Annotated in this window: 12 protein-coding genes; 3 read left to right on the top strand and 9 right to left on the bottom strand. The window is 74.4% G+C overall.

The features are described from left to right. Positions 1 to 435 precede the first annotated feature (435 nt). From AC559T_RS21480 to AC559T_RS21495, 4 genes are all read right to left on the bottom strand, one after another. On the bottom strand, positions 436 to 1,266 hold the full coding sequence (locus AC559T_RS21480) for an acyl-CoA thioesterase (RefSeq protein WP_112108019.1): 831 nt from the start codon (positions 1,264 to 1,266) through the stop codon (positions 436 to 438). 212 nt (positions 1,267 to 1,478) lie between these two features. Continuing rightward, entirely contained in the window at positions 1,479 to 4,289 is a 2,811-nt protein-coding gene (locus tag AC559T_RS21485; RefSeq protein WP_498869872.1) for an MMPL family transporter, read from the bottom strand. 1,212 nt (positions 4,290 to 5,501) lie between these two features. Next, entirely contained in the window at positions 5,502 to 6,359 is an 858-nt protein-coding gene (locus tag AC559T_RS21490) for a helix-turn-helix transcriptional regulator (protein ID WP_020461711.1), read from the bottom strand. A 938-nt stretch (positions 6,360 to 7,297) separates the two neighbouring features. Continuing rightward, positions 7,298 to 9,919 carry a DEAD/DEAH box helicase gene (locus AC559T_RS21495; RefSeq protein WP_498869884.1) on the bottom strand — a complete coding sequence of 874 codons (2,622 nt, stop codon included), beginning with the start codon at positions 9,917 to 9,919 and terminating at the stop codon, positions 7,298 to 7,300. 415 nt (positions 9,920 to 10,334) lie between these two features. Here AC559T_RS21495 and AC559T_RS21500 point away from each other — a divergent pair, with 415 nt between their 5' ends. After that, positions 10,335 to 11,570: an acyl-CoA desaturase gene (locus AC559T_RS21500; protein WP_235015130.1), complete on the top strand. Its 1,236-nt coding sequence runs from the start codon at positions 10,335 to 10,337 to the stop codon at positions 11,568 to 11,570. 212 nt (positions 11,571 to 11,782) lie between these two features. Beyond that, the gene (locus tag AC559T_RS21505; protein ID WP_006539918.1) at positions 11,783 to 12,025 is read left to right on the top strand and encodes a hypothetical protein; all 243 of its coding nucleotides are present in this window, start codon (positions 11,783 to 11,785) and stop codon (positions 12,023 to 12,025) included. A gap of 204 nt (positions 12,026 to 12,229) precedes the next feature. Here AC559T_RS21505 and AC559T_RS21510 read toward each other — a convergent pair whose 3' ends face one another. From AC559T_RS21510 to AC559T_RS21520, 3 genes are all read right to left on the bottom strand, one after another. Next, a complete protein-coding gene (locus AC559T_RS21510; RefSeq protein ID WP_498869885.1) occupies positions 12,230 to 14,896 on the bottom strand; it encodes a HelD family protein in 2,667 nt (888 codons plus the stop codon). A 241-nt stretch (positions 14,897 to 15,137) separates the two neighbouring features. After that, complete coding sequence (locus AC559T_RS21515) at positions 15,138 to 15,968, bottom strand: ABC transporter permease (RefSeq protein ID WP_112109142.1); 831 nt, start codon at positions 15,966 to 15,968, stop codon at positions 15,138 to 15,140. After that, the gene (locus AC559T_RS21520; protein WP_498869873.1) at positions 15,965 to 17,041 is read right to left on the bottom strand and encodes an ATP-binding cassette domain-containing protein; all 1,077 of its coding nucleotides are present in this window, start codon (positions 17,039 to 17,041) and stop codon (positions 15,965 to 15,967) included. The genes AC559T_RS21515 and AC559T_RS21520 overlap by 4 nt, the downstream gene beginning before the upstream one ends. Positions 17,042 to 17,241: 200 nt before the next feature. On the opposite strand from AC559T_RS21520, the gene AC559T_RS21525 reads away from it, so the two are divergent. Next, the gene (locus tag AC559T_RS21525; protein WP_498869874.1) at positions 17,242 to 18,144 is read left to right on the top strand and encodes a TetR/AcrR family transcriptional regulator; all 903 of its coding nucleotides are present in this window, start codon (positions 17,242 to 17,244) and stop codon (positions 18,142 to 18,144) included. A 47-nt stretch (positions 18,145 to 18,191) separates the two neighbouring features. Here AC559T_RS21525 and AC559T_RS21530 read toward each other — a convergent pair whose 3' ends face one another. Both AC559T_RS21530 and AC559T_RS21535 read right to left on the bottom strand, forming a co-directional pair. Next, on the bottom strand, positions 18,192 to 18,749 hold the full coding sequence (locus tag AC559T_RS21530) for an SRPBCC family protein (RefSeq protein WP_498869875.1): 558 nt from the start codon (positions 18,747 to 18,749) through the stop codon (positions 18,192 to 18,194). A gap of 98 nt (positions 18,750 to 18,847) precedes the next feature. Continuing rightward, positions 18,848 to 19,768, bottom strand: a complete 921-nt coding sequence (locus AC559T_RS21535) for a 4'-phosphopantetheinyl transferase family protein (protein ID WP_498869886.1) — start codon at positions 19,766 to 19,768, stop codon at positions 18,848 to 18,850. Positions 19,769 to 19,850 lie beyond the last annotated feature (82 nt).

Raw genomic sequence — 19,850 nt, forward strand, 5'->3', positions numbered from 1 at the left:
TAGATCCATCATGCCACTCTAGCTCCGATGCGGTCACAAATCGCGCACTGCGGGATCACGGCCGGGCCGTGTGACACCCTGGCATGACTGGAGTCGTGTTTCCGGTTGCCGGTCGGAGTCCAATGGTCCCTCGAGTGACGGTCATGCGGCTGATGGTGCGGCGTTATATGTGTGGGACTGGTGCGGGGCCTGGCGCGCCTGTTGGTGCGACCCGTCTTTCGGTCGCCGCTGGTCGGCATTGACGCTGATCCCCGGCCTGCCGGGAAAAGATGGCAACCGGACAGGTGGCGGGAATTGTGGGTATGTTGCGGACGGGGCCGAGGGCGGAGACCGGGTCGGCGTTCTGCCTGGGCACGGTGAGATCGGCCGGCCGGCGTCCAGTGCGGGAGTGACCGGCTCGGCCGAGCTGGGCCCGCCCCCGCACGGGGGCCGGCGCTACCGGCGGGGCCGTTCCCGGGGTGCGCGGAAGAGGGCCTCCTGGGTCAGGCTCGCGCCGAGCCGGCCGTCACGGGTGTGGATGGTGCCGGTGTACCAGCCGCGGCCGCCGGCGATCGTACGCGGGACGTGGTCCATCAGCACCCACTCGTCGAGCCGGATCGGCCGGTGGAACCAGACCGCGTGGTCCAGGCTTGACCCGGAGCGGGCCGTGGGCGTGTGGAACGGGGCGAGGCCGGCCATGCTGTCGGAGAGGTAGGTCAGGATGACCGCGTGGGTCAGCGGGTCGTCCGGCAGCGCCGCGGTGCACCGCGCCCAGCAGCGGGTCGGGAAGTCCTCGCCGGGCTCGACCGGCTTCTCGGTGCGGCCCTCGAAGGAGAACAGCCGCGGGAACACGTAGTCGATCATCGTCTCCGGGGGGCCCGCCGCCGGCATCGGCTCGGCGTCGATGTCCGTGCCCTTCTCCGGCACGTGGAACGACGCCGACATGTTGAAGATGACCTCGCCGCCCTGCACGGCGACCACCCGGCGGGCCGAGAACGAGCGGCCGTCGCGGTCGCGGTCGACCCGGAAGATGGTCGGCCGGGACGCGTCCCCCAGGCGCAGGTAGTAGCCGTGCAGCGAATGCGGCACCCGCCCCTCGGGCACGGTGCGGCCCGCGGCGAGCAGGGCCTGGGCGGCGACCTGGCCGCCGTAGAGCGCGTACACGTCGTCGAACACCATGCGGACCCGGAACAGGTCGCGGTCGATCTCCTCGAGGTCCAGCAGGTCCAGGACCGTGCCCTCGGTCGGGGCGAGGATCGCCGGCTCGTTCACGGTCACTGGTCGCATGATCCACCTTCTGGGTCGGTCGGCGCGGCACGTCCCGGCCCCGGCGCCGCGGCGTCCCGGCCCGCGGCGCCTTCGCGCGGTGGCCGGAACGTCGCGCTGACGGGCCGCTCCGGGAGAGCGTGCCGTCAGTCCGGGATACTGCATCGGGTACCCCCACCACCAGGAGGTGTGCCGCAGCCCACCGTCAGGGGCGCTGGTCGGGAGGCTGGCGGTCAGCTCTCGTGTGGCGGTTCGCCCGGCGCGTCGCCGTGCGGAGAGAACCAGGCGTCCGCCGACCAGCAGCCCTCCGTGGTCTCCCGCTCGCCGAGGGTGGGCACGTGGGTGTCCCGTGCCGGTTCGTCCGGGTCGGCCTCCGCCGGGGCACGCTCGGCATCGCCGTCCGGCCGTGCGCTGTCCGCCAGCGTGCCGTCCGCCCGGGTGTCGGCGCCGCCGTGGCCGACCGCAGGGCCGCCGCGGCTCCCGCCGGGGGACTGGTGGTCGGCCTGGTCGTCGGGGTCGTACAGGCCGTCCTCGGCCCGGCCGTAGGCGCTCGCGGAGAAGAGGACCTTCGGCGGGGCCGGGTGGGCCGGCTCGGAGATGCCGAGCCCGGGACGCCGGCGCGGCGCCCCCGCGGGCGCCCACGAGCGGGCGACGGCGGTCGGCCGGGTGCTCGCCGTGCCCGGCCCGGCGCCGGCCGGCGGGCTGCCGGCTGGCCGGGACGTGGCCCGAGTGGTGGTCGCCGACGGACCGGTGGCCGGCGCGGCGCCGGCCGGCGGGGCCGCGGGAGTGAGCGCCGCGGCGGTGAGCGCCTCGCCGAACGCGTCGCCGCCCTCACGCAGGCCGAACCGCTCGTGCAGCAGCCGCAGCGGCCTGGGCGCCCACCAGTTGTACCGGCCGGCGAGGGCCATGAAGGCCGGCACCAGCACGGCGCGCACGACCGTCACGTCCAGGAGCACGGCCAGCGCCAGGCCGACCCCGATCATCTTGATGATGCTGATCTGGGACGTCGCGACGCCGATCATCACGACGATCAGGGCGAGTGCGGCGCAGGTCAGCAGCGGGCCGGTCGCGGCCAGGCCACGGGTGACCGCGCGCCGGTTGCCCGCCCCGCGCTGGTGCTCCTCGCGGATGCGGGCGAGCAGGAAGATCTCGTAGTCCATGCTGAGCCCGAAGGCGACGCAGAACATCAGCACCGGGCTGGTCAGCTCGACGGTGCCCGAGACCTGGAAGTGCCCGACCAGGGGCTGGAGGTGCCCCTCCTGGAAGACGAGCACCATCGTGCCCATGACCGCGGCCAGGTTGAGCGCGTTGAGCAGCAGCGCCTTCACCGGCAGCAGGATGCTGCCGGTGAACAGGAACAGCAGCACGAACGTCGCTATGATCACCACGGTGATGGCGCCGGGCAGGCCGCGCATCACCGTGTCCCGGGTCTCGACCAGGTGCGGGGCCAGGCCACCGATCTCGACCGGGTAGGGCGCCGGGATGGCGCGGACGAGGTCGACGGTGCGCTGGGTGCCCGCCGAGAGCGGGTCGGGCTCGGTCGGCCACAGGGAGAGCCAGGCGCCGCCGTGCACGCCGACGAACGCCCCGCCGTCCGGTGGCGGTGGGGCGATGAGACGGCCGTCGGTGAAGCTGCCGGCCACAGTCTCCACCCGCGCGACGCCGGGCACCTGGGACAGCCGCGCCGCGTAGCCGCCCAGGCGCGCGGCGACCTGCGGCTCGCGGGCGTCCACCCCGGCCGCGACGACCGGGATCTGGCAGGGCAGGCAGACGGTGAAGTCCTCACGCATGGCGTCGTTGACGATGTGCGAGTCCGCGCTGGTCGGCAGGACGGTGTCGTCGGCGAGGGCGACCCGCAGGTTGCCCAGCGGCAGCGCCATCACCACCATCAGGGCGACCGCCGCGCCGCCGAACAGCAGCGGATGAGCCATCACCCGGCGGGCGATCGCCCCCCACACCGCGCCGGACTCGCGGTCGCCACCAACCCCGGTGCCGGCGGGCGCAGGCACCCCGGCCCGGCGGCGACGTCCACGTTCCACCCGCTCGCCCAGCAGCATGATCGCCGCCGGCAGCACCAGCAGGGCCGCGAGTTCGGAGGTCACCACCACCGCGATGCCCGCGTAGGCGTACGACTGCAGGTAGGGCAGCGGGAACAGCAGCGCGCCCGTCAGGGAGAGCGCCACCGTCAGACCGGAGAAAAGCACCGTGCGGCCGGCGGTGCGCAGGCTGGTGTGCAGGGCGGCGGGCCGGTCCAGGCCATTCTCCCGCTCCTCGCGGAAACGCCGCAGGATGAACAGGCAGTAGTCCACGGCGAGGGCGAAACCGAGCGCGGTGGTCAGATTCAGCGAGAACACCGAAATGTGGGTGACCTCGGAGAGCAGCCGCAGCGAGGCGAGGCTGGCGATGACCGCGCTGCCGCCGACGACGATGGGCAGCAGCGCCGCGGCCATTCCGCCGAACGCATACAGCAGGACACCGAGCACCAGCGGCGCGGTGATCAGCTCGGCGCGCTTGAGGTCCGCGCGGCTCTGTTCGGTGACGTCCAGCATGACCGCGGGCGCGCCGCCGAGGCGCACGGTGACGCCGGGCCCGTCGTGGGCATACCTGTCATGCAGGGCGGCCACGTGGCGCGCGATCGCGTCCTCGGTGCCGGTGAGCCGCAGCAGGACGAGCGCGCTGCGCCCGTCCTGGGAGCGCAGCAGCCCGCGCTGGGACTCCGTCGACCAGTAGGACGTGACGCCGCTGACGCCCGGCTCGCGGTGAAGTTCCTCGGTGAGGTTCTCGCCCAGCCGGCGGGCGGTCGGGCCGTCGATGTCCCCGGGTGCGGTGATCATGATCGCGACGTTGGGCGGGGCGCCGGGGAACTCGGCGTCGAGCATCGCCTCGGCGCGGGTGGCGGAGTCGCCGGGGGCGTAGAAGCCGCCGGTGGCGAGCCGGTCGAACACCCCGGCGGCCCAGGGCAGCAGGAGCAGCACGAGCAGCCCGGTGACGGCCAGTACGCGCCCCGGCCGGGTGATCGCGATCCGGGCGAGGAGGGCGAACAACCCGCCGCGCCCGCCGGCCGGTGCGCCCGCCGAACCCCCAGGCCCACCCGGCTGCCCGGGACGGCCCGGACCGCCCGGCCGCTGCGGTGCCACGGCTCGCGGCTCGGCAGCTCCCGGTGCCGCGGCTCGCGGCTGTGCGGCTCGCGGCTCGGGCGAGCGCCCGGCGCGACCGCGCCAGCGGCGCCGGCGTGGCCCCTGCTCCGGTGGCGGTGGCGGTGGCGCGGCTGGGTGGACGGTGCCGGGCCGCGGTGGCGTCGTGCGGGCCGGCGGGTGCGGCTCGAGCGGTTCTGCCGGCCCGGCCACGGCGCCCGGGTGGGCGGGTGACCGGTGGTTGGCGGGGCGCCCCGTCGAGCCCCTGAACCGCCGCGTGACTTCGACGGGAAATGACATGAGTTCAACGTAGAAGTAGCAAAGATTGGGCGATACCCCCGTAGAGGGGTACCAAAGGCGCGAATCCCTCTTTAATGTTCACGCCGTTGGCGTGAGTACCGCGATGACGTCGTGACTCGCGCCAGTCGGTATCCGGAGGAGGGGGAGTTCGTCGTGGGGGAGAAGTTCGAAGGGCACAACAACGGCAGAACACCGCCGCATCTGGCGAGGTGCCCCCGGCCGCGGTACGGGGTTCAACCGCACGGGGGTATTCCGGCTGACAACGCGGGCCGGCCGGAGGGTTCCGGTTGGGACGAGCGTCCCGCCGCGCCCGGTGGGACAGGGCAGCGGCCCGGGGCGCGGCCGCGGTCGGGCGGCCCGGGCGCGGCGCCGCCACCTGGGGCGGAACAGCCGCCCGCGGGGGATCAGAGCGGCGCGTCGGGCCCGGCGTCCACCGGCCCGCTCCCGCTGCCGGCGCCCGGCGCCGCGGCCACCCGACCGGCGCCGGCGCCCGGCGCGCGGCGATTCTGCCCCGGGCCGACGCGGCGCCGGTGAGATTCGTCCCGCGGCCGGTTCCGCTCGTGGCCCGTGGGTTACGGGCACCAGGACTGGAATGCATTTCCCGATGGGCGTGAACGGAATGTTTCCCACCGGCCGGCCGCGGGCGAAACGCCGGTCGGGCGCCCTGCTCGCCGGGTGCGTGGTCGGTGGGAAGCACTTTCGGTGGGGTGCACCGCCGGCCGGGTGAACGACTCGGACGAAGCCGACGGGCGGTGACCGCCCCGAGAATCTCGGGGGGTCACCGCCCGTCGGCGGTTCTGGTGGCGCGCCGTCGCGCCGGCCTCACGGCAAAAGGCTGGAACGGCGCGCGACGTTCACGGCCGCGGTGCGGTTGTGCACCCCCAGTTTGTTCATGATGCTGCGCAGGTACGCCTTCACCGTCTCGGGGCTGACGGCGAGCCGGCGCGCGGTCTCCGCGTTGGACATGCCCTCCGCGACGAGCCGCAGGACGTCGAGCTCGCGGGGGGACAGCCCGAAGGGCTGGGCCCGCGTCGGCGGCGCGGTGTCGGGAAAGAGGTCCTCGAGCAGGTCGCGCACCGCGACGATCCGTTCCCGCAGGGCCGGGTCGCCGGCCTGGTAGCTGAGCTCCTCCAGCTCGGCGTCGACCCGGCACAGCACCCGCAGCCGGGACGCGCCCGCCGGGCCGCCCGGGGTCGGGCCGGCGTCGGCGCGCGCCGTCATCGTGCGTTCGGCCAGGAACGCCTCGAATCGGCGGGCGACGCTGAGCGCGGTCTCCACGGCGGCCGGCGGGACGGGGTTGTCGGCCCGCACGCCGCAGTACAGCACCGCGTGGACGGTTCCGCCGGTGCGTACCGGCACGGCCACCACCGAGGAGATGTCCTCGCCGAGGACGGCCCAGTCACGCTGGTCCTCGGTGTAGCGCGGGCGGGTGCCGGCGTCGATCACGACGGGCCGTCCCAGCGCGACGACCCGCCCGCCCACGCCGTGGCCCGGCGGCAGCGACATGCCGCGCAGCGCGTTGGTGCGGTTCCCGTCGAGCGCGCTGATGGTCAGGTAGCGCGAGCGGGGGTCGACCGATCCGCCATAGGCCAGATCGGCGCCGGTACGGGCGCGCAGCCGGGTGACGGCTCGAGGCAGCAAAGCCTCGACCGAGCAGTCATCGGAAGTGCCCGATGTCATCGTCTTCCTCTCGTCCGGGGGTCTCGCGGACTAAGAACGAAACAAAACAGAAAAATTCAGCAAAGGTGCCACCGGCCCGCCACTTATTTCCCGGGCCTAAGCCGGCGTGAGACGAGGTCAGTCGCGGAAACGGAGGTCGTGCGGCGCCGGATGCGGTGCCGGGTCGGCGGGGAGTGTCGCCGGGTCGCCCGGTCCTTTACGGCAGACAAAACGCCTTGCTGGGAAATGAGACTAGCAAGGGGATCTTCGTCCCGGCAATCAGCGCATTGTGCACTGTGGTGCCGAACGCGCGCAGTGAGGGTTGGGATCCGGCGAAGGTGTATGGGGGTGGCCCGGTCGCGTGGGCCCGCCACCGCCGCCGGATCCCCGTGTGCGGCGCGTGGATCCCGCCGCCGCGCACCGCCGCGCGGCGCCGCGGGGAGCGCGCCGGCGTGCCACGGCGGCGCGTGGGGTGCGGTGATCGACCGTTCGTTCTCCGTTGACATGGATCGACGGGATCCGTCGTCCGGTGTTCTTTGCCGATTCCCGGCATGGTGTCAGTTGTGTATCCGGTGGTTGGTTTATGAGAATGTCTGCCGCTGGGGTTGGGTAAATACCAGGCCGGTGGCGTCTTTCGGGCTCGTGTCCACAGTCGCCGCCGTCACCCCTGGTCGTGGGTGGACGCCGGTGCGCGATGCCCGGCCCGGCCGGGCGCGGGCCGCTACGGGAAAGGCCGCGGGCCGGCCGCGGCGGCCGTCATGTCCGTCCGTTACCGCATCGCGCCGCACCGCACCTGCGGCATTTCCAGGACCTACGCGGGAGGGCTGGACCGATGGTGCCGGTTGCACACCGCCCGGAGCGCGTATGAACACCTCGGTGCCATTGGCGGTTCGCCGCCGCGCCCGCCGCCCGATACGCCGCCCGACCGACCGCCGGAAAGCGGACCGCGGGAAAGCCGCTCAGAGCTGGTCGACGGCCGTCACCCGCAGGATGGCGATGCCGGCCTCGTCGGAGGCGGCGAGGTCCACCTCGGCGCTGATTCCCCAGTCGTGGTCCCCGGCCGGGTCGTCGAAGATCTGGCGCAGCGTCCAGCGGTCCGCGGCGGTCTCCACGATGAGCAGCCCGGGGCCGCGGGCGTTCGGCCCCGTGCCGATCTCGGCGTGCGTGTCGAAGTACGGCTCCAGGGCGTCGCGCCAGGCCTGCGCGTCGAAGCCCACGGCCGCGTCGAGCTCGCCGAGCAGGTCGTAGCGGCGCAGCGCGGCCAGCTCGACCCGGCGGAACAACGCGTTGCGCACCAGCACCCGGAACGCGCGGGTGTTCGCGGTGACCGCCGAGGTCCGCTCGACCAGCCCGCTCGGCGGGGCGTGGCTCTCGGGAGCGGGGTCGCGCAGCGCCTCCCACTCGTCGAGCAGGCTGGAGTCGACCTGGCGGACCAGCTCGCCCAGCCACTCGGTGAGGTCGGTGAGCTCCTCGGTGCGCGCGTCCTCGGGCACCGTCTGGCGCAGCGCCTTGAACGCGTCGGCCAGGTAGCGCAGCAGCAGCCCCTCCGAGCGGGCCAGGCCGTAGAAGTCGACGTACTCGGCGAAGGTCATCGCCCGCTCGTACATGTCCCGGGCGACCGACTTGGGCGACAGCTCGTAGTCGTCGACCCAGGGGTGGCCGCGCCGGTAGGTGGCGAGCGCGGCGTGCAGCAGCTCGTCGAGTGGCTTGGGCCAGGTGACCTCGTCGAGCAGCTCCATCCGCCGGTCGTAGTCGACGCCCTCGGCCTTCATCGCCGCCACCGCCTCCCCGCGGGCGCGGAACTGCTGCGCGGACAGCACCTGCCGCGGGTTGTCCAGCGTCGACTCGAGCAGGCTCAGGACGTCCAGCGGATAGTCGGGGGACTCGCGGTCGAGCAGGTCGATCGCGGCCAGCGCGAACGGGGACAGCGGCTGGTTGAGCGCGAAGTCGAGCTGCAGGTCGACGGTGAGCCGCACGGTGCGCCCGGTCTCGTCCGGCGTGTCGAGCTTCTCCACCACCCCGGCGGCGAGCAGCGCCCGGTAGATCGCGATCGCCCGGCGGATGAGCCGGCGCTGCGCGGCCGGCGACTCGTGGTTGTCGGTGAGTAGATGGCGCATCGCGCTGAACGCGTCCCCCGGCCGGTTGACCACGTTGAGCAGCATCGAGTGGCTGACGGCGAGGTGCGACGTCAGCGGCTCGGGTTCGGCGGCGACGAGGCGCTCGAAGGTCGGCACGCCCCAGGAGACGAAGCCCTCGGGGGGCTTGCGGCGCACGACCTTGCGCCGCTTCTTCGGGTCGTCCCCGGCCTTCGCCAGCGCCTTCTCGTTCTCCACGACGTGCTCGGGGGCCTGCACGACGACGTTGCCGACGGTGTCGTAGCCGGCCCGCCCGGCCCGCCCGGCGATCTGGTGGAACTCCCGCGCGGTCAGGATCCGGGTGCGGGTGCCGTCGTACTTCGACAGCGCGGTGAACACCACGGTGCGGATCGGGACGTTGATGCCCACCCCGAGCGTGTCGGTGCCGCAGATGACCTTGAGCAGGCCGGCCTGCGCGAGCAGCTCGACCAGCCGGCGGTACTTCGGCAGCATCCCCGCGTGGTGGACGCCGATCCCGTGCCGGACCAGACGGGACAGCGTCTTCCCGAACCCGGCGGTGAACCGGAAGCCGCCGATCATCTCCGCGATGGCGTCCTTCTCCGCCCGGGTGGAGACGTTCACGCTCATCAGCGCCTGGGCCCGTTCCAGCGCGGAGGCCTGGGTGAAGTGCACGACGTAGACCGGCGCCTGGCGGGTCTCGAGCAGCTCCTCGATCGTCTCGTGCAGCGGGGTGGTCACATACCGGTGGAACAGCGGGACGGGCCGCTGCGCCGAGCGCACCACCGCCGTGGGCCGCCCGGTGCGCCGGGTCAGGTCCTCCTCGAACCGGGTGACGTCGCCCAGCGTCGCCGACATGAGCAGGAACTGCGTGTCGGGCAGCTCGATGAGCGGCACCTGCCAGGCCCAGCCCCGGTCCGGGTCGGCGTAGTAGTGGAACTCGTCCATGACGACCTGGCCGACGTCGGCCGTGGCACCGTCACGCAGCGCGATGTTCGCCAGGATCTCGGCGGTGCAGCAGATGATCGGCGCGCTCTCGTTGACCGAGGCGTCACCGGTCATCATGCCGACCCGCGCCGGGCCGAACACCGCGCACAGCGCGAAGAACTTCTCCGACACCAGGGCCTTGATGGGCGCGGAGTAGAAGGTGCGCCGGCCCCAGCCGAGCGCGGCGAAGTGGGCGCCGGTGGCCACCAGGCTCTTCCCGCTGCCGGTCGGTGTCGCCAGGATGACGTGCGCTCCGCTCACCACCTCGATCAGCGCCTCGGTCTGCGCCGGATACAGTTCCAGGCCCTGGTCGGTCACCCAGGCGCCGAACGCGTCGAACAGGGCGTCCGCGTCGGGTTCGGGACCGGCCGGCAGGCGGTCGACCAGCGACGGCGAGCCGGCGGCCGGGCCCGGCGCGCTGCCGGGTGTGCCGCCGGGCGCGCTGCCGCCGGGGGCGAGGTCGGGTGAGGTGTTCTCGGGCGTGGAGGTGTGCGGCGTCATGGTGCTCTCGATCGTGCCCCACGGACGGCGGGCGCGGGCGACGGGCCGCCCCGTGGCGGCGCGCGCCGTCCGGTCCGTGGCGCGCAGGCTCGTCGGCCGCGCCGGGTGAACCCGGGTGAACCGCGCCGGGTGAACCGCCACCGGCCGGGGTGCGGCGGCGCATCGACCCGCGGCGGCGTGGGTATCCCCGCCCTTGCCGGGCGGGGCCGAGTACCTGTCCGCCGGCGCCCGCCGGGCACCCTCGCCGAGGGCCGGCCGGCGCCGGCGCGGCTCACCCCCCGCGGGTACGGGTGGGGTCAGACCCCCCTAGGCCGGGGCGCCACCTCCACTGACCAGGACGATGATTCGCAGCAGAGTCGGCGGTGTCGTCGCCGGCCACCTGGAGAGGGTCCATATGTCCCATGACCGTACGGGCGTGAGTCCGCCCGTGCTACTGACTGTCGGTCCGGCCACAGCCACGTCCCGGGCATCACTGCCGGCCGTGCCGGTGGAGCCGGCCCCGCCAGCCGTCGCCGCCGTGCCGGTGGAGTCGGCCCGGCCGGTCGCGACGGCCGTCGCGGTGCGGCCGCCCACGCCGGCGGGCCCGGCGGCGGCGTGCCCACCGCCGGTGAGCACCGCGGGCAGGCGGACCTCGGCCAAGGCCGCCGTGGGCGCGGCCGCCGCGGAGGAGAGCGCCGCGGGCGCCGCCGTTGCCATGGGCACGGTCGCCGTGGGCGCCGTCGCCGCGTCGCCGCGGGCGGCGGGCGCCGCGCCCGAGTTGGATCCGCGGCCGAAGTCCCGCGCCGAGCAGATCCTGCTCGCGCTCTTCCTGGGTGGGCCGCTGTTGGCGGTCGCCCTCGCCGTCCCGTTCGCCTGGGGCTGGGGTCTGAGCTGGCACGACGTCGTCATCGGCGCGGTGATGTACGTCATCGGCGGTCTCGGGATCACCGTCGGCTACCACCGGCACTTCACCCACGGCGCGTTCAAGGCGCGCCGGGGCCTGCGGATCGCGCTCGCTCTCGCCGGCAGCATGGCGATCGAGATGAGCGTGATCGACTGGGTGGCCGCGCACCGGCGCCACCACCGCTTCTCCGACCGTGACGGCGACCCGCACTCCCCGTGGCGTTTCGGGCCCGGCACCCGGTCGTTGGCGCGCGGTCTGCTGCACGCGCACGTCGGGTGGCTGTTCGCGCCGCGGCGGACCAATGCCCAGCGGTACTGCCCGGACCTGCTCGCCGACCGGGACATCCGGCGGATCTCGGACCGCTTCGGCTGGCTCGTCGCCGTGTCGATGCTTCTCCCGCCGCTGGTCGGCGGCCTGTGGGCGGGGTCGTGGACGGGCGCGCTCACCGCGTTCTTCTGGGCGTCGCTGGTCCGGGTCTTCCTGTTGCACCACGTGACCTTCTCGATCAACTCGATCTGCCACGTCCTGGGCGCCACGCCGTTCGCCACCCGGGACCACTCGGGCAACGTGTGGTGGCTGGCCGTCCCGTCGTTCGGGGAGGCGTGGCACAACCTGCACCACGCGGACCCCACCAGCGCGCGGCACGGTGTGCTGCGCGGCCAGATCGACCTCAGCGCCGGGCTGATCGCGGTGTTCGAGCGCCTCGGCTGGGCCCACGACGTGCGCTGGCCCGACAGCGAGCGGATCGCGGCGAAGCGCGCCGCCTGATCGGCGCCTGATCGGCCGCCTGACCGTTCTCCCCGCCGCGCGGTGCGCCGTGACGGAGTCGTCAGCGCACCGCTCCGTAGGCCGGGTGGCACCGTACGCAGGGGTCGAGTGCTCCCGTATGTCATCCGTTGGTCCTGTGATGGGGTGCGCTGCCCCACCTACCGGGGCGGCGGGGCATCCCGTCCGTCCTTTTTGCGGTTAGCGTCGGCGGGGTGGATGAGCTCCCTCTGCTCGTCGGGTCTGGTGACATCGCCCGGGCGCTGGGCGTCACCCGGCAGGCTGTCGATCACCGGCTGCGCAGTGATCCGGCGGCCCCCGCGGCCGCGGGGGTCGTGAACCGGACGTCCGCCTGGAACGGGACCCGGATCTGGTGGCGCGAGGATGTCGACCGGTGGCTGAACCTCGAGCCTGACCGGTGGCATCGGCTGCTCGCGTCTACCGCGCGGGGCGGGTGACCGGCGGTGGGCTGATCGTTCGACTACCGGCTGGTGCACCCCCGACACAAGATAGTCAACGCTGTTGACGACCGTTCGCTACTAAATTCGATCTTGAAACCTCCATTCCGTCCCCGGGACGGGGCTGTGTGCCCCGTCCCGGGGACGGACCGACCTCCGCCCGGGCCGCAGCCCGCCGCGCCTCGCGCCGCGGCGCGAGGCGCCTCAGCGACCGGATGCCGCCGGACCGGCCGCCGGAACGCCGCCGGTCGCCTCGCCGGCTGTCCCACCGGTCGCCTCGCGCGGTCGCAGCCGGCTCAGCACCGCCGGCAGCTCGCCGACGTGCACGACCCCGAGCTGGTTCGTCGGCCGGGTCAGCGCGACGTACAGGTCACCGGTGCCCCGCGGCGACTCGGCCAGAATGCGCTCGGGCTCGACCACGATGACCGCGTCGAACTCCAGCCCCTTGGACTCACGGACCGTCAGCACGACGACCGGCCGCTCCGGATCCCCGTCCGCGCTGTCCGCCGTGCCCGCCTGGCCGTGCGGTGCCGCCTGCGCGGGCGCCCCCACCTCCACGTCCTGGTCCGGTCGCGGGCCGGTGGACCCGGTTTCGGCGAGGGACGCCAGCTCGTCGCGGCGGGAGCGCGGCACGATCACAGCCAGCCGCCCGCCGCCGGCCGCCGCGCGCTCGGCACGTACCAGCTGCTCCAGATGCTCGGCCAGCTCGTGGGCGCCGACCATGAGCCGCCACGGCGCGCGGCCCGACCGGCGCACCGACCGCGGCGCGCGCAGCCCACGCTCCTGAGCGGCGAGCACGTCGCCGGCGATGTCCATGATCTCCGCGCCGGTGCGGTAGTTCACCGTGAGCCGCTCGAGGGTGAAGCGCGGGCCGACGAACGGGTCGAGCGCCTGCGCCCACGAGGAGCTCCCCGCCGCGTCGCCGGTCTGCGCGACGTCGCCGACCAGCGTCATCGACCGGGTCGGGCAGCGGCGCATCACCATCCGCCAGGCCATCGGGGACAGCTCCTGCGCCTCGTCGACGATCACGTGGCCGAACGCCCAGGTGCGGTCGGCGGCCGCGCGCTCGGCGGTGCTGCGGGTGTCGACCTCCTCCTGGCGTTCGCCGAACCGGTCGGCGTCGATGAGGTCGGAGGCCATCAGCAGCTCGCCGTCGGGGTCCTCGGTGTCGCCGCGGGAGAGGATGTCCAGCACGCCGCCGGCGTAGTCGATCCGCTGCTGGCGCTCCAGGTGCGCGGCGACGGCCGCGTCGATCGCCGCCCGGGGGTCGTCGCCGAGCAGTTCGGCGGCCTCGTCGAGCAGCGGGGTGTCGGCGGGTGTCCAGTCGCCGGGGGCCCAGCCCCCGCCGGGGTCGCGGCGTAGCGCCGCCCGCTCGGCGTCGGTCAGCCCGGGGGCGGCGCGCGACAGTGCGTCGGCGGAGGCGAACAGGTCCTTTAGCAGCGCCTGCGGGGTCAGCAGCGGCCACAGGCCGTCGATCGCCTCGGCGAGCCTGGGGTCGGACCTCAGATCGCGGCGCAGATCGGCCAGGTCGGAGGGGTCGAGCACCGGCCGGTCCGCCGCCGCGGCGGCCAGGGCCGCGCTGGGCCAGTCGCCGCCGTCCGCCGCCGCGCTGCCCCCACCCGGCTCGCCGCCTTCGGTACCGTCGCCGAGGGCGTCGCGCGCGGCGTCGGTGTCGGGCCAGAGCATGAAGTCGTCGACGAAGTCCGGGATGTCGACCTCGTCGATCGACGACTCGTACCGGTCGGCGATCTGGCGGGTCAGGGCGGTGATCACCTCGCGGACGAACACCGACCGGGCGTGGTTGTGTGCGCGTCCGGTGAGCCGGGCGGCGGCCCGGGCCGGCACGACGATCGTCTCGTCGAGGCGGGCGACCCCGTCCGCGACGGTGATCTCCAGGGGCGTGTCGGGGAGCCGCTGGCGGTCGCGGACGGCGGCGGCCAAAACGTCGACCATCTCGGGCCGGCCCTTGACCTCCGCGGCGGTCGTGCTCTCGGCGCGACGGGCCCGCACGCCGGGGAAGAGGTCGCCGACGGTCGACAGCAGCACCCCGGTCTCGCCGAGGGAGGGCAGCACCTGCTCGATGTAGCGCAGGAAGGCCGGGTTCGGCCCGACGATCAGCACCCCGCGCTTGGACAGCTGCTCGCGCCGGGAGTACAGCAGGTAGGCGGCACGGTGCAGCGCGACGGTGGTCTTGCCGGTACCCGGCCCGCCCTCGACGACGAGGATGCCGTCCTGCTCGGAGCGGATGATCCGATCCTGTTCGGCCTGGATGGTCGCGACGATGTCGCGCATCCGGCCGGTGCGGTGCGCGCCGAGGGTGGCCAGCAGCGCCGCCTCGCCGACGAGGCTGTCGTGCGCCGGTGTGCCGTCCGGTTCACCAGCCGCGGTGGGCGGGCCGGCGGTGAGGTCGGGGTCGCCCTCGTCGGCGCCGAGCCCGTCGAGGGTCCGCAGGCCGAGGACCCCGCCGCCGAGGGTCGTCGGGCCGAACACCTCGTCGTCGAGGTGGGTCACCCGCCGCCCGACGGTGCGGATGTGGCGGCGGCGGGCGACGTGCAGCGGGGTGGCCCCGGTGGCCAGGTAGAACGGGCGGGAGGCCGGGGCCCGCCAGTCGATGAGCAGCGGCTGGTAGTCGGCTTCGGGGTCGAGGACACCCATCCGGCCGATGTAGCGCTGCTCGCCGTCGGCCATGTCGAGCCGGCCGAACAGCAGCCGGTCGCGCATCGCGTCGGAGCGGGCGACCTGGTCGGCGTGGCGGGCGGCGAGCGCGTCGCGGTCGGCGCGCGCGCCGGGTTCGGGATCGTCGCGCAGCAGGGCTTCGGCGAGTCCGGCGGCGGCGGCGGCGCGCAGCCCGTCCAGCCGCTCGTGCAGCATGGTCAGGTACTGCTGCTCCCGAGCGTGCTCGTCGCCCCCGGAGGTGTCTCCGGCCGGGGCCGGGGCGCTCTCAGAGGGCACCGGGGGCGCGGGGGGCACAGCCGCGGCGGGCACCGCTTCGTTTGACAATCCCCAACCCTTTCCGCTAGTCTGTGGCTGCGTATAGCGCGCTTTTGCGCGCCCTTGTGGCGGCTCCAGCTTAGCTCAGAGCGGCATCGTCCTGGTGTGTCGAGACCACCGGTCAGCCCGCCCGCCCGGTGAACGCACGCCGTCCGAACAGGAACTTCGCCGCCAGGTATGACCCGGCCAGCACCGGGCCGAACCAGGCCAGCGCCAGCCACCCGCCTGTCCCGATCGGCGTTCCCATCAGCAGGCCGCGCAGCGTCTCGATCACCGGGGTGACCGGCTGGTGGTCGGCGACCGCCCGCAGCGGGGCCGGCATCGTCCCCGTCGGCACGAACGCGCTGCTCAGGTACGGCAGGAACAGCACGAAGAAGGTGAACCCGCTGGCGGCCTGCGGGCTGCCGGCCAGCAGGCCGAGCGCCACCGACAGCCAGGTCATGGCGAGGACGAACAGCAGCAGCACCGCGGCGGTCGCGCACCATTCCGCGGCGGTGGCGTTCGGGCGGAACCCGGTGGCCAGCGCCACCGTGACGACCAGCGCGGTCGAGACGGCGTTACGCGCGACGCTGGCGACGACATGCCCGGTCAGCACCGCCCCGGCCGAGATCGGCAGTGAGCGGAACCGGTCGATGACACCGGCCGTGGTGTCCTGGGCGACACCGACCGCGGTCGCGGCCGCCCCGTAACCCGCGCAGAGCAGGATGATGCCCGGCACGACATAGTCGACGTAGTCGCCCTCGGTGTCGATCGCGCCGCCGAACACGTAGACGAACAGCAGCATCAGGTTGATCGGCAGGATCACGCTCAGCAGCAGCGTCTCCGGGTCGCGGGTCAGGTGCCGGATGCCGCGGCCGACCATCACGGCGGCGTCCGCCGCCGCCCAGCGCAGCGTGGACACCCATCCCTCGGCCGGGGCGATGCCGGCGGGGGCGAGGGGTTCGGTGGTCATCGCGCGGGCTCCTCACGGCGGGACGGCGCGGGCTGGCCGGCGCCGCGCGCGGCGACCCCGGCGGTGGACGCGCCGGCCGGCGTGACCGTCGCCGGCGTGGGGCGAGTGGACGGCGCGGTGGTGCGGCTCGCGGTGGTGAGGCTGAGGAACACGTCGTCGAGGTTCGGCCGGCGCAGCGCGACCGGGCCGACCTCCAGCCCGGCGTGCCGCATCCGGTCGAGGACGGCGCGCACGTCGGTGGCGGTGCCGTCGGTGGGGACGTCCACCGCCCGGCGCCGGGCGTCGCGCTCGCCCGCGGTGGGGCCGAGCAGCCGCAGCGCGGCGGCGAAGTGGGCGTCGTCGGTGAACGTGAGCTCGAGGCGCTGCCCGGCGAACCGGGACTTCAGCTCCTCGGGGGTCCCCTCGGCCACGACCCGCCCGCGGTCGAGCACGGTGACCCGGTCGGCGAGCCGGTCGGCCTCCTCCAGGTACTGGGTGGTGAGCAGGACGCTCACGCCGTCCACGGCGAGCTCGCGGATGACCGTCCACAGCTCGGCGCGGCTGCGCGGGTCGAGCCCGGTGGTCGGCTCGTCGAGGAACACCACCTGCGGTCGGGACACGAGGCCGAGGGCCAGGTCCAGACGGCGGCGCATCCCCCCGGAGTAGGTGCGCACCGCCCGGGTGCGGGCGTCGGTCAGGTCGAAGCGCGCCAGCAGTTCGGCGGCGCGCGCGCGGGCGCCGGCCCGCCCCAGCCGGGCGAGGCGGCCCATCATGACCAGGTTCTCCTCGCCGGTGAGGACCTCGTCGACGGCCGCGTACTGGCCGGTCAGGCTGATCGCGCCGCGCACCTGCCGCGCGGCCCGCAGGGCGTCGTACCCGGCGATGTGGACCGTCCCGGCATCCGGCCGCAGCAGTGTGGCCAGGATGCGGATCATGGTTGTCTTGCCGGCGCCGTTCGGCCCCAGCAGCGCGTGGACGTCGCCGCGCGCCACGGTGAGGTCGACGCCGTCCAGGGCGGTCGTGTGCCGGTAGCTCCTGGTGAGACCGCGGACCCGGACAGTGGGCGTGGCCTGCTGCTCGGCTGGCGTGGTCATGTGGTCGTCCTTGGCATGGCGGGCGGTCCTCTGGTGTCGGCGGGGATGTCGGCACGTCTGCGCGCCGCCAACTGTGTACGGCGCACACAGAAGTGTGTGCGGTTACTGTGTACCACTGAAACTGATTATGGTCTAGACAGTTGTGTAGCGCGTACACGACTACGATGGCGGCGGGGACGCGCCGACCGAGCGGGAGCTGAATGGACATCGAGGCCGGCACAGGGGCCGAGGCCGGCGCGCCGTCGCCGCAGCCGCAGGTGCCGCCAGGGCCGGGGGATGGCCTGCCGCCGGGTGTCGACCTGCTGTGGGGCCGGCGCGAGCGGGGCCGGCGCGGGCCGCGCCCCGGGCTGAGTCTGGCCCGCATCGTCACCGCCGCGGTGGAGATCGCCGACGAGGAGGGGCTGGGCCCGCTGTCGATGAGCCGGCTCGCCCAGCGGCTCGGCTTCACCGCGATGTCGCTCTACCGGTACATGACCGGCAAGGACGAGCTGCTCATGCTCATGCTCGACGCCGTCATGGCCAGCCCGCCGCCGGGCCCCGCGCCGGGGGAGGGCTGGCGTGCGGTGCTCGAGCGCTGGGCGGGGGAGTGCCGCTCGCTCTACCAGCGCCACCCGTGGGCGCTCGACGCCCCGATCAGCGGCCCGCCGCTGGGCCCCAACCAGTTGCGCTGGCTCGACGCCGGGCTGGCGGCCCTCGCCGGGACACGGGCCACCCCCGAGGAGAAGCTGAGCGTGATGCTTCTCCTCGACGGGTACGTGCGCGCCGAGACGCGGCTGTGGGTGCAGCTGCGCCGCGCCTGCCGCCCCGGCGCGGCTCCCGCCTCGGCAACCTCCGCGGCCTCCGCGGAGGCCGCCGCCTCGGCGGCCGGGCCGGCAGGCAATGCCGTGCCCGCCGAGGCCGTGCCCGCGGACGCCGAGCCGCCGCCGTCCTGGGGGTCGCTACTGCGCCAGCTGATCGACCGCGAGCGCTACCCGGCGCTCATGGAGATCGTCGCGACCGGGTCCCTCGACAGCCCGCCGGGCTACGGCGACACCGACTACGAGTTCGGGCTGGCGCGCATCCTCGACGGCATCGAGGTCTTCCTGCATCGGCCCGCCCGCTGACCGTGCCCGGAGACCCGTCGGAGAAGTGCGGGACGCCTCGTGCCGGGTCAGCGGACGATGCGGCGTAACGCGACCCGGGCCAGGGGGGCGTAGGCGTGGGGCAGCGGGCCCGGTCCGGTGATCCGCAGCCAGGTGGACGTGCCGCCGTCGAGGCAGGCGTCCACGCCGTGGTCGAGGTCCAGCCGCAGCGGGCCGATCCCGACCCGCCAGCTCCAGGTGCGCTCGAACTCGTCCACGGCGGTGACAAGGAACCGCGCCGCCGGTCCGGCGAGTGGATGCACCTGCCCGCGCAGCCCGGGAACGATCCGCTGCCACCTGCCCGCGTCCGCCCCAGGGGGCTCCTCGCCGCAGGGCCGCCAGCCGTAATGATCCTGATCGCGGCTGTGCCCTTGGAAGGTGCCGTGGCCCTGCCCGGCATACGCTCCGGCCGCGGCACCCGCCGGGCCCGCCAAGCCCGCGGTGCCCGCGGGGGCGCGCCCCGCGCTCTCGATCTCGACCGCCCGGATCTGCGGCGCCCAGCCCGGCCAGGCCGCCGGGACGGCGTACCGCTCCCAGCACAGGTCGGGCGGTGCAGGCCCGGAGGCCTCCAGGAACACCACGCTCACACCCACCCACGGTAGGCCGACCCCGGCGAATCTTCACCCGCACCGCGCTTCCCGACCTGGCCGCCCGACCGGGCGGATCGCTGCGGGTGCGGCAGGTTTCAGGTCGGGGGAGTGAAGGCGATCGCGGTGACGATCAGGCCCCGGCCCACCGCCCAGCGCCCGCTGAAACCGGTCAGCTCCCCGCCGGGCAGCGCAGGCCCCGCCACCAGCAGACGCGCCTGGAACACCCCCCGCGCATCCATCCCAGGTGCCCCCGCGATGGGCGCTCCCTCGACAGACGGCCCGTCCCCACCACTCGCACCGGGCCGGCTCCAGCTGGGACTGACCCCACTGAGGCTGCTCCCACCGGGACCGCTGCCGGCCCCGCCCCCGCCGTCGGCCCCGGCGTCGACGGTGATCGTCAGCTCGGCGTCGTCGAAGCCCAGCCAGCGTTGGGCCAGTGGGAACCAGGCCTTGTACACCGACTCCTTGGCGCTGAACAGCAGTCGGTCCCAGCAGACAGCCGGGTGCTCCCGGCCCAGCGCGGTGAGCATGTCCCGCTCCGCGGGCAGCGAGATCTCGCGGAGCACGCCGCCGGGCGTCGGCTCGTTCGGCTCGGCGTCGATGCCGACGCTCACCGCCGAACCTGCCGCGCCGCGGGCGACGACGGCCGCCCGGTAACCGGCGGTGTGGGTGATGCTGCCGACCACCCCGGTCGGCCACAGCGGCTCACGGCGCTCCCCGGGGAGGATGGGCACCGCGGGCACGCCGAGGGCCTCCAGCGCCCGGTGGGCGCAGATCCGTCCGGTGGTGAACTCGCGGCGGCGCTTGTCGACCGCGCGGGTGAGGGTCGCGGCCTCCTCGGGGAACAGCTGGGCGTCCGTGGCGCCGCCGAAGTCGTCGTCGAACTTCTCCACCGCGGCGAGCGCCGGCCCGGTCCCGGGGCCCGCGGCGGGGGACCAGGCTGTGCCGGGCGCCGGCAGCACCGCGGCCAGCAGGACCGCGCCGCCGGCGAGCCGGGGCGGACCCGGCACCGTCACCGGCGCGGTGACTCCAATCGGCTCGGTCGACTCGACAGGTCCTGTGGCCGCTGCCGGCGTCCCGGCCGCCGCGCCCCAGCTG

The sequence above is a fragment of the Frankia sp. Hr75.2 genome, assembly GCF_949319125.1.
Taxonomy (GTDB): domain Bacteria; phylum Actinomycetota; class Actinomycetes; order Frankiales; family Frankiaceae; genus Parafrankia; species Parafrankia soli.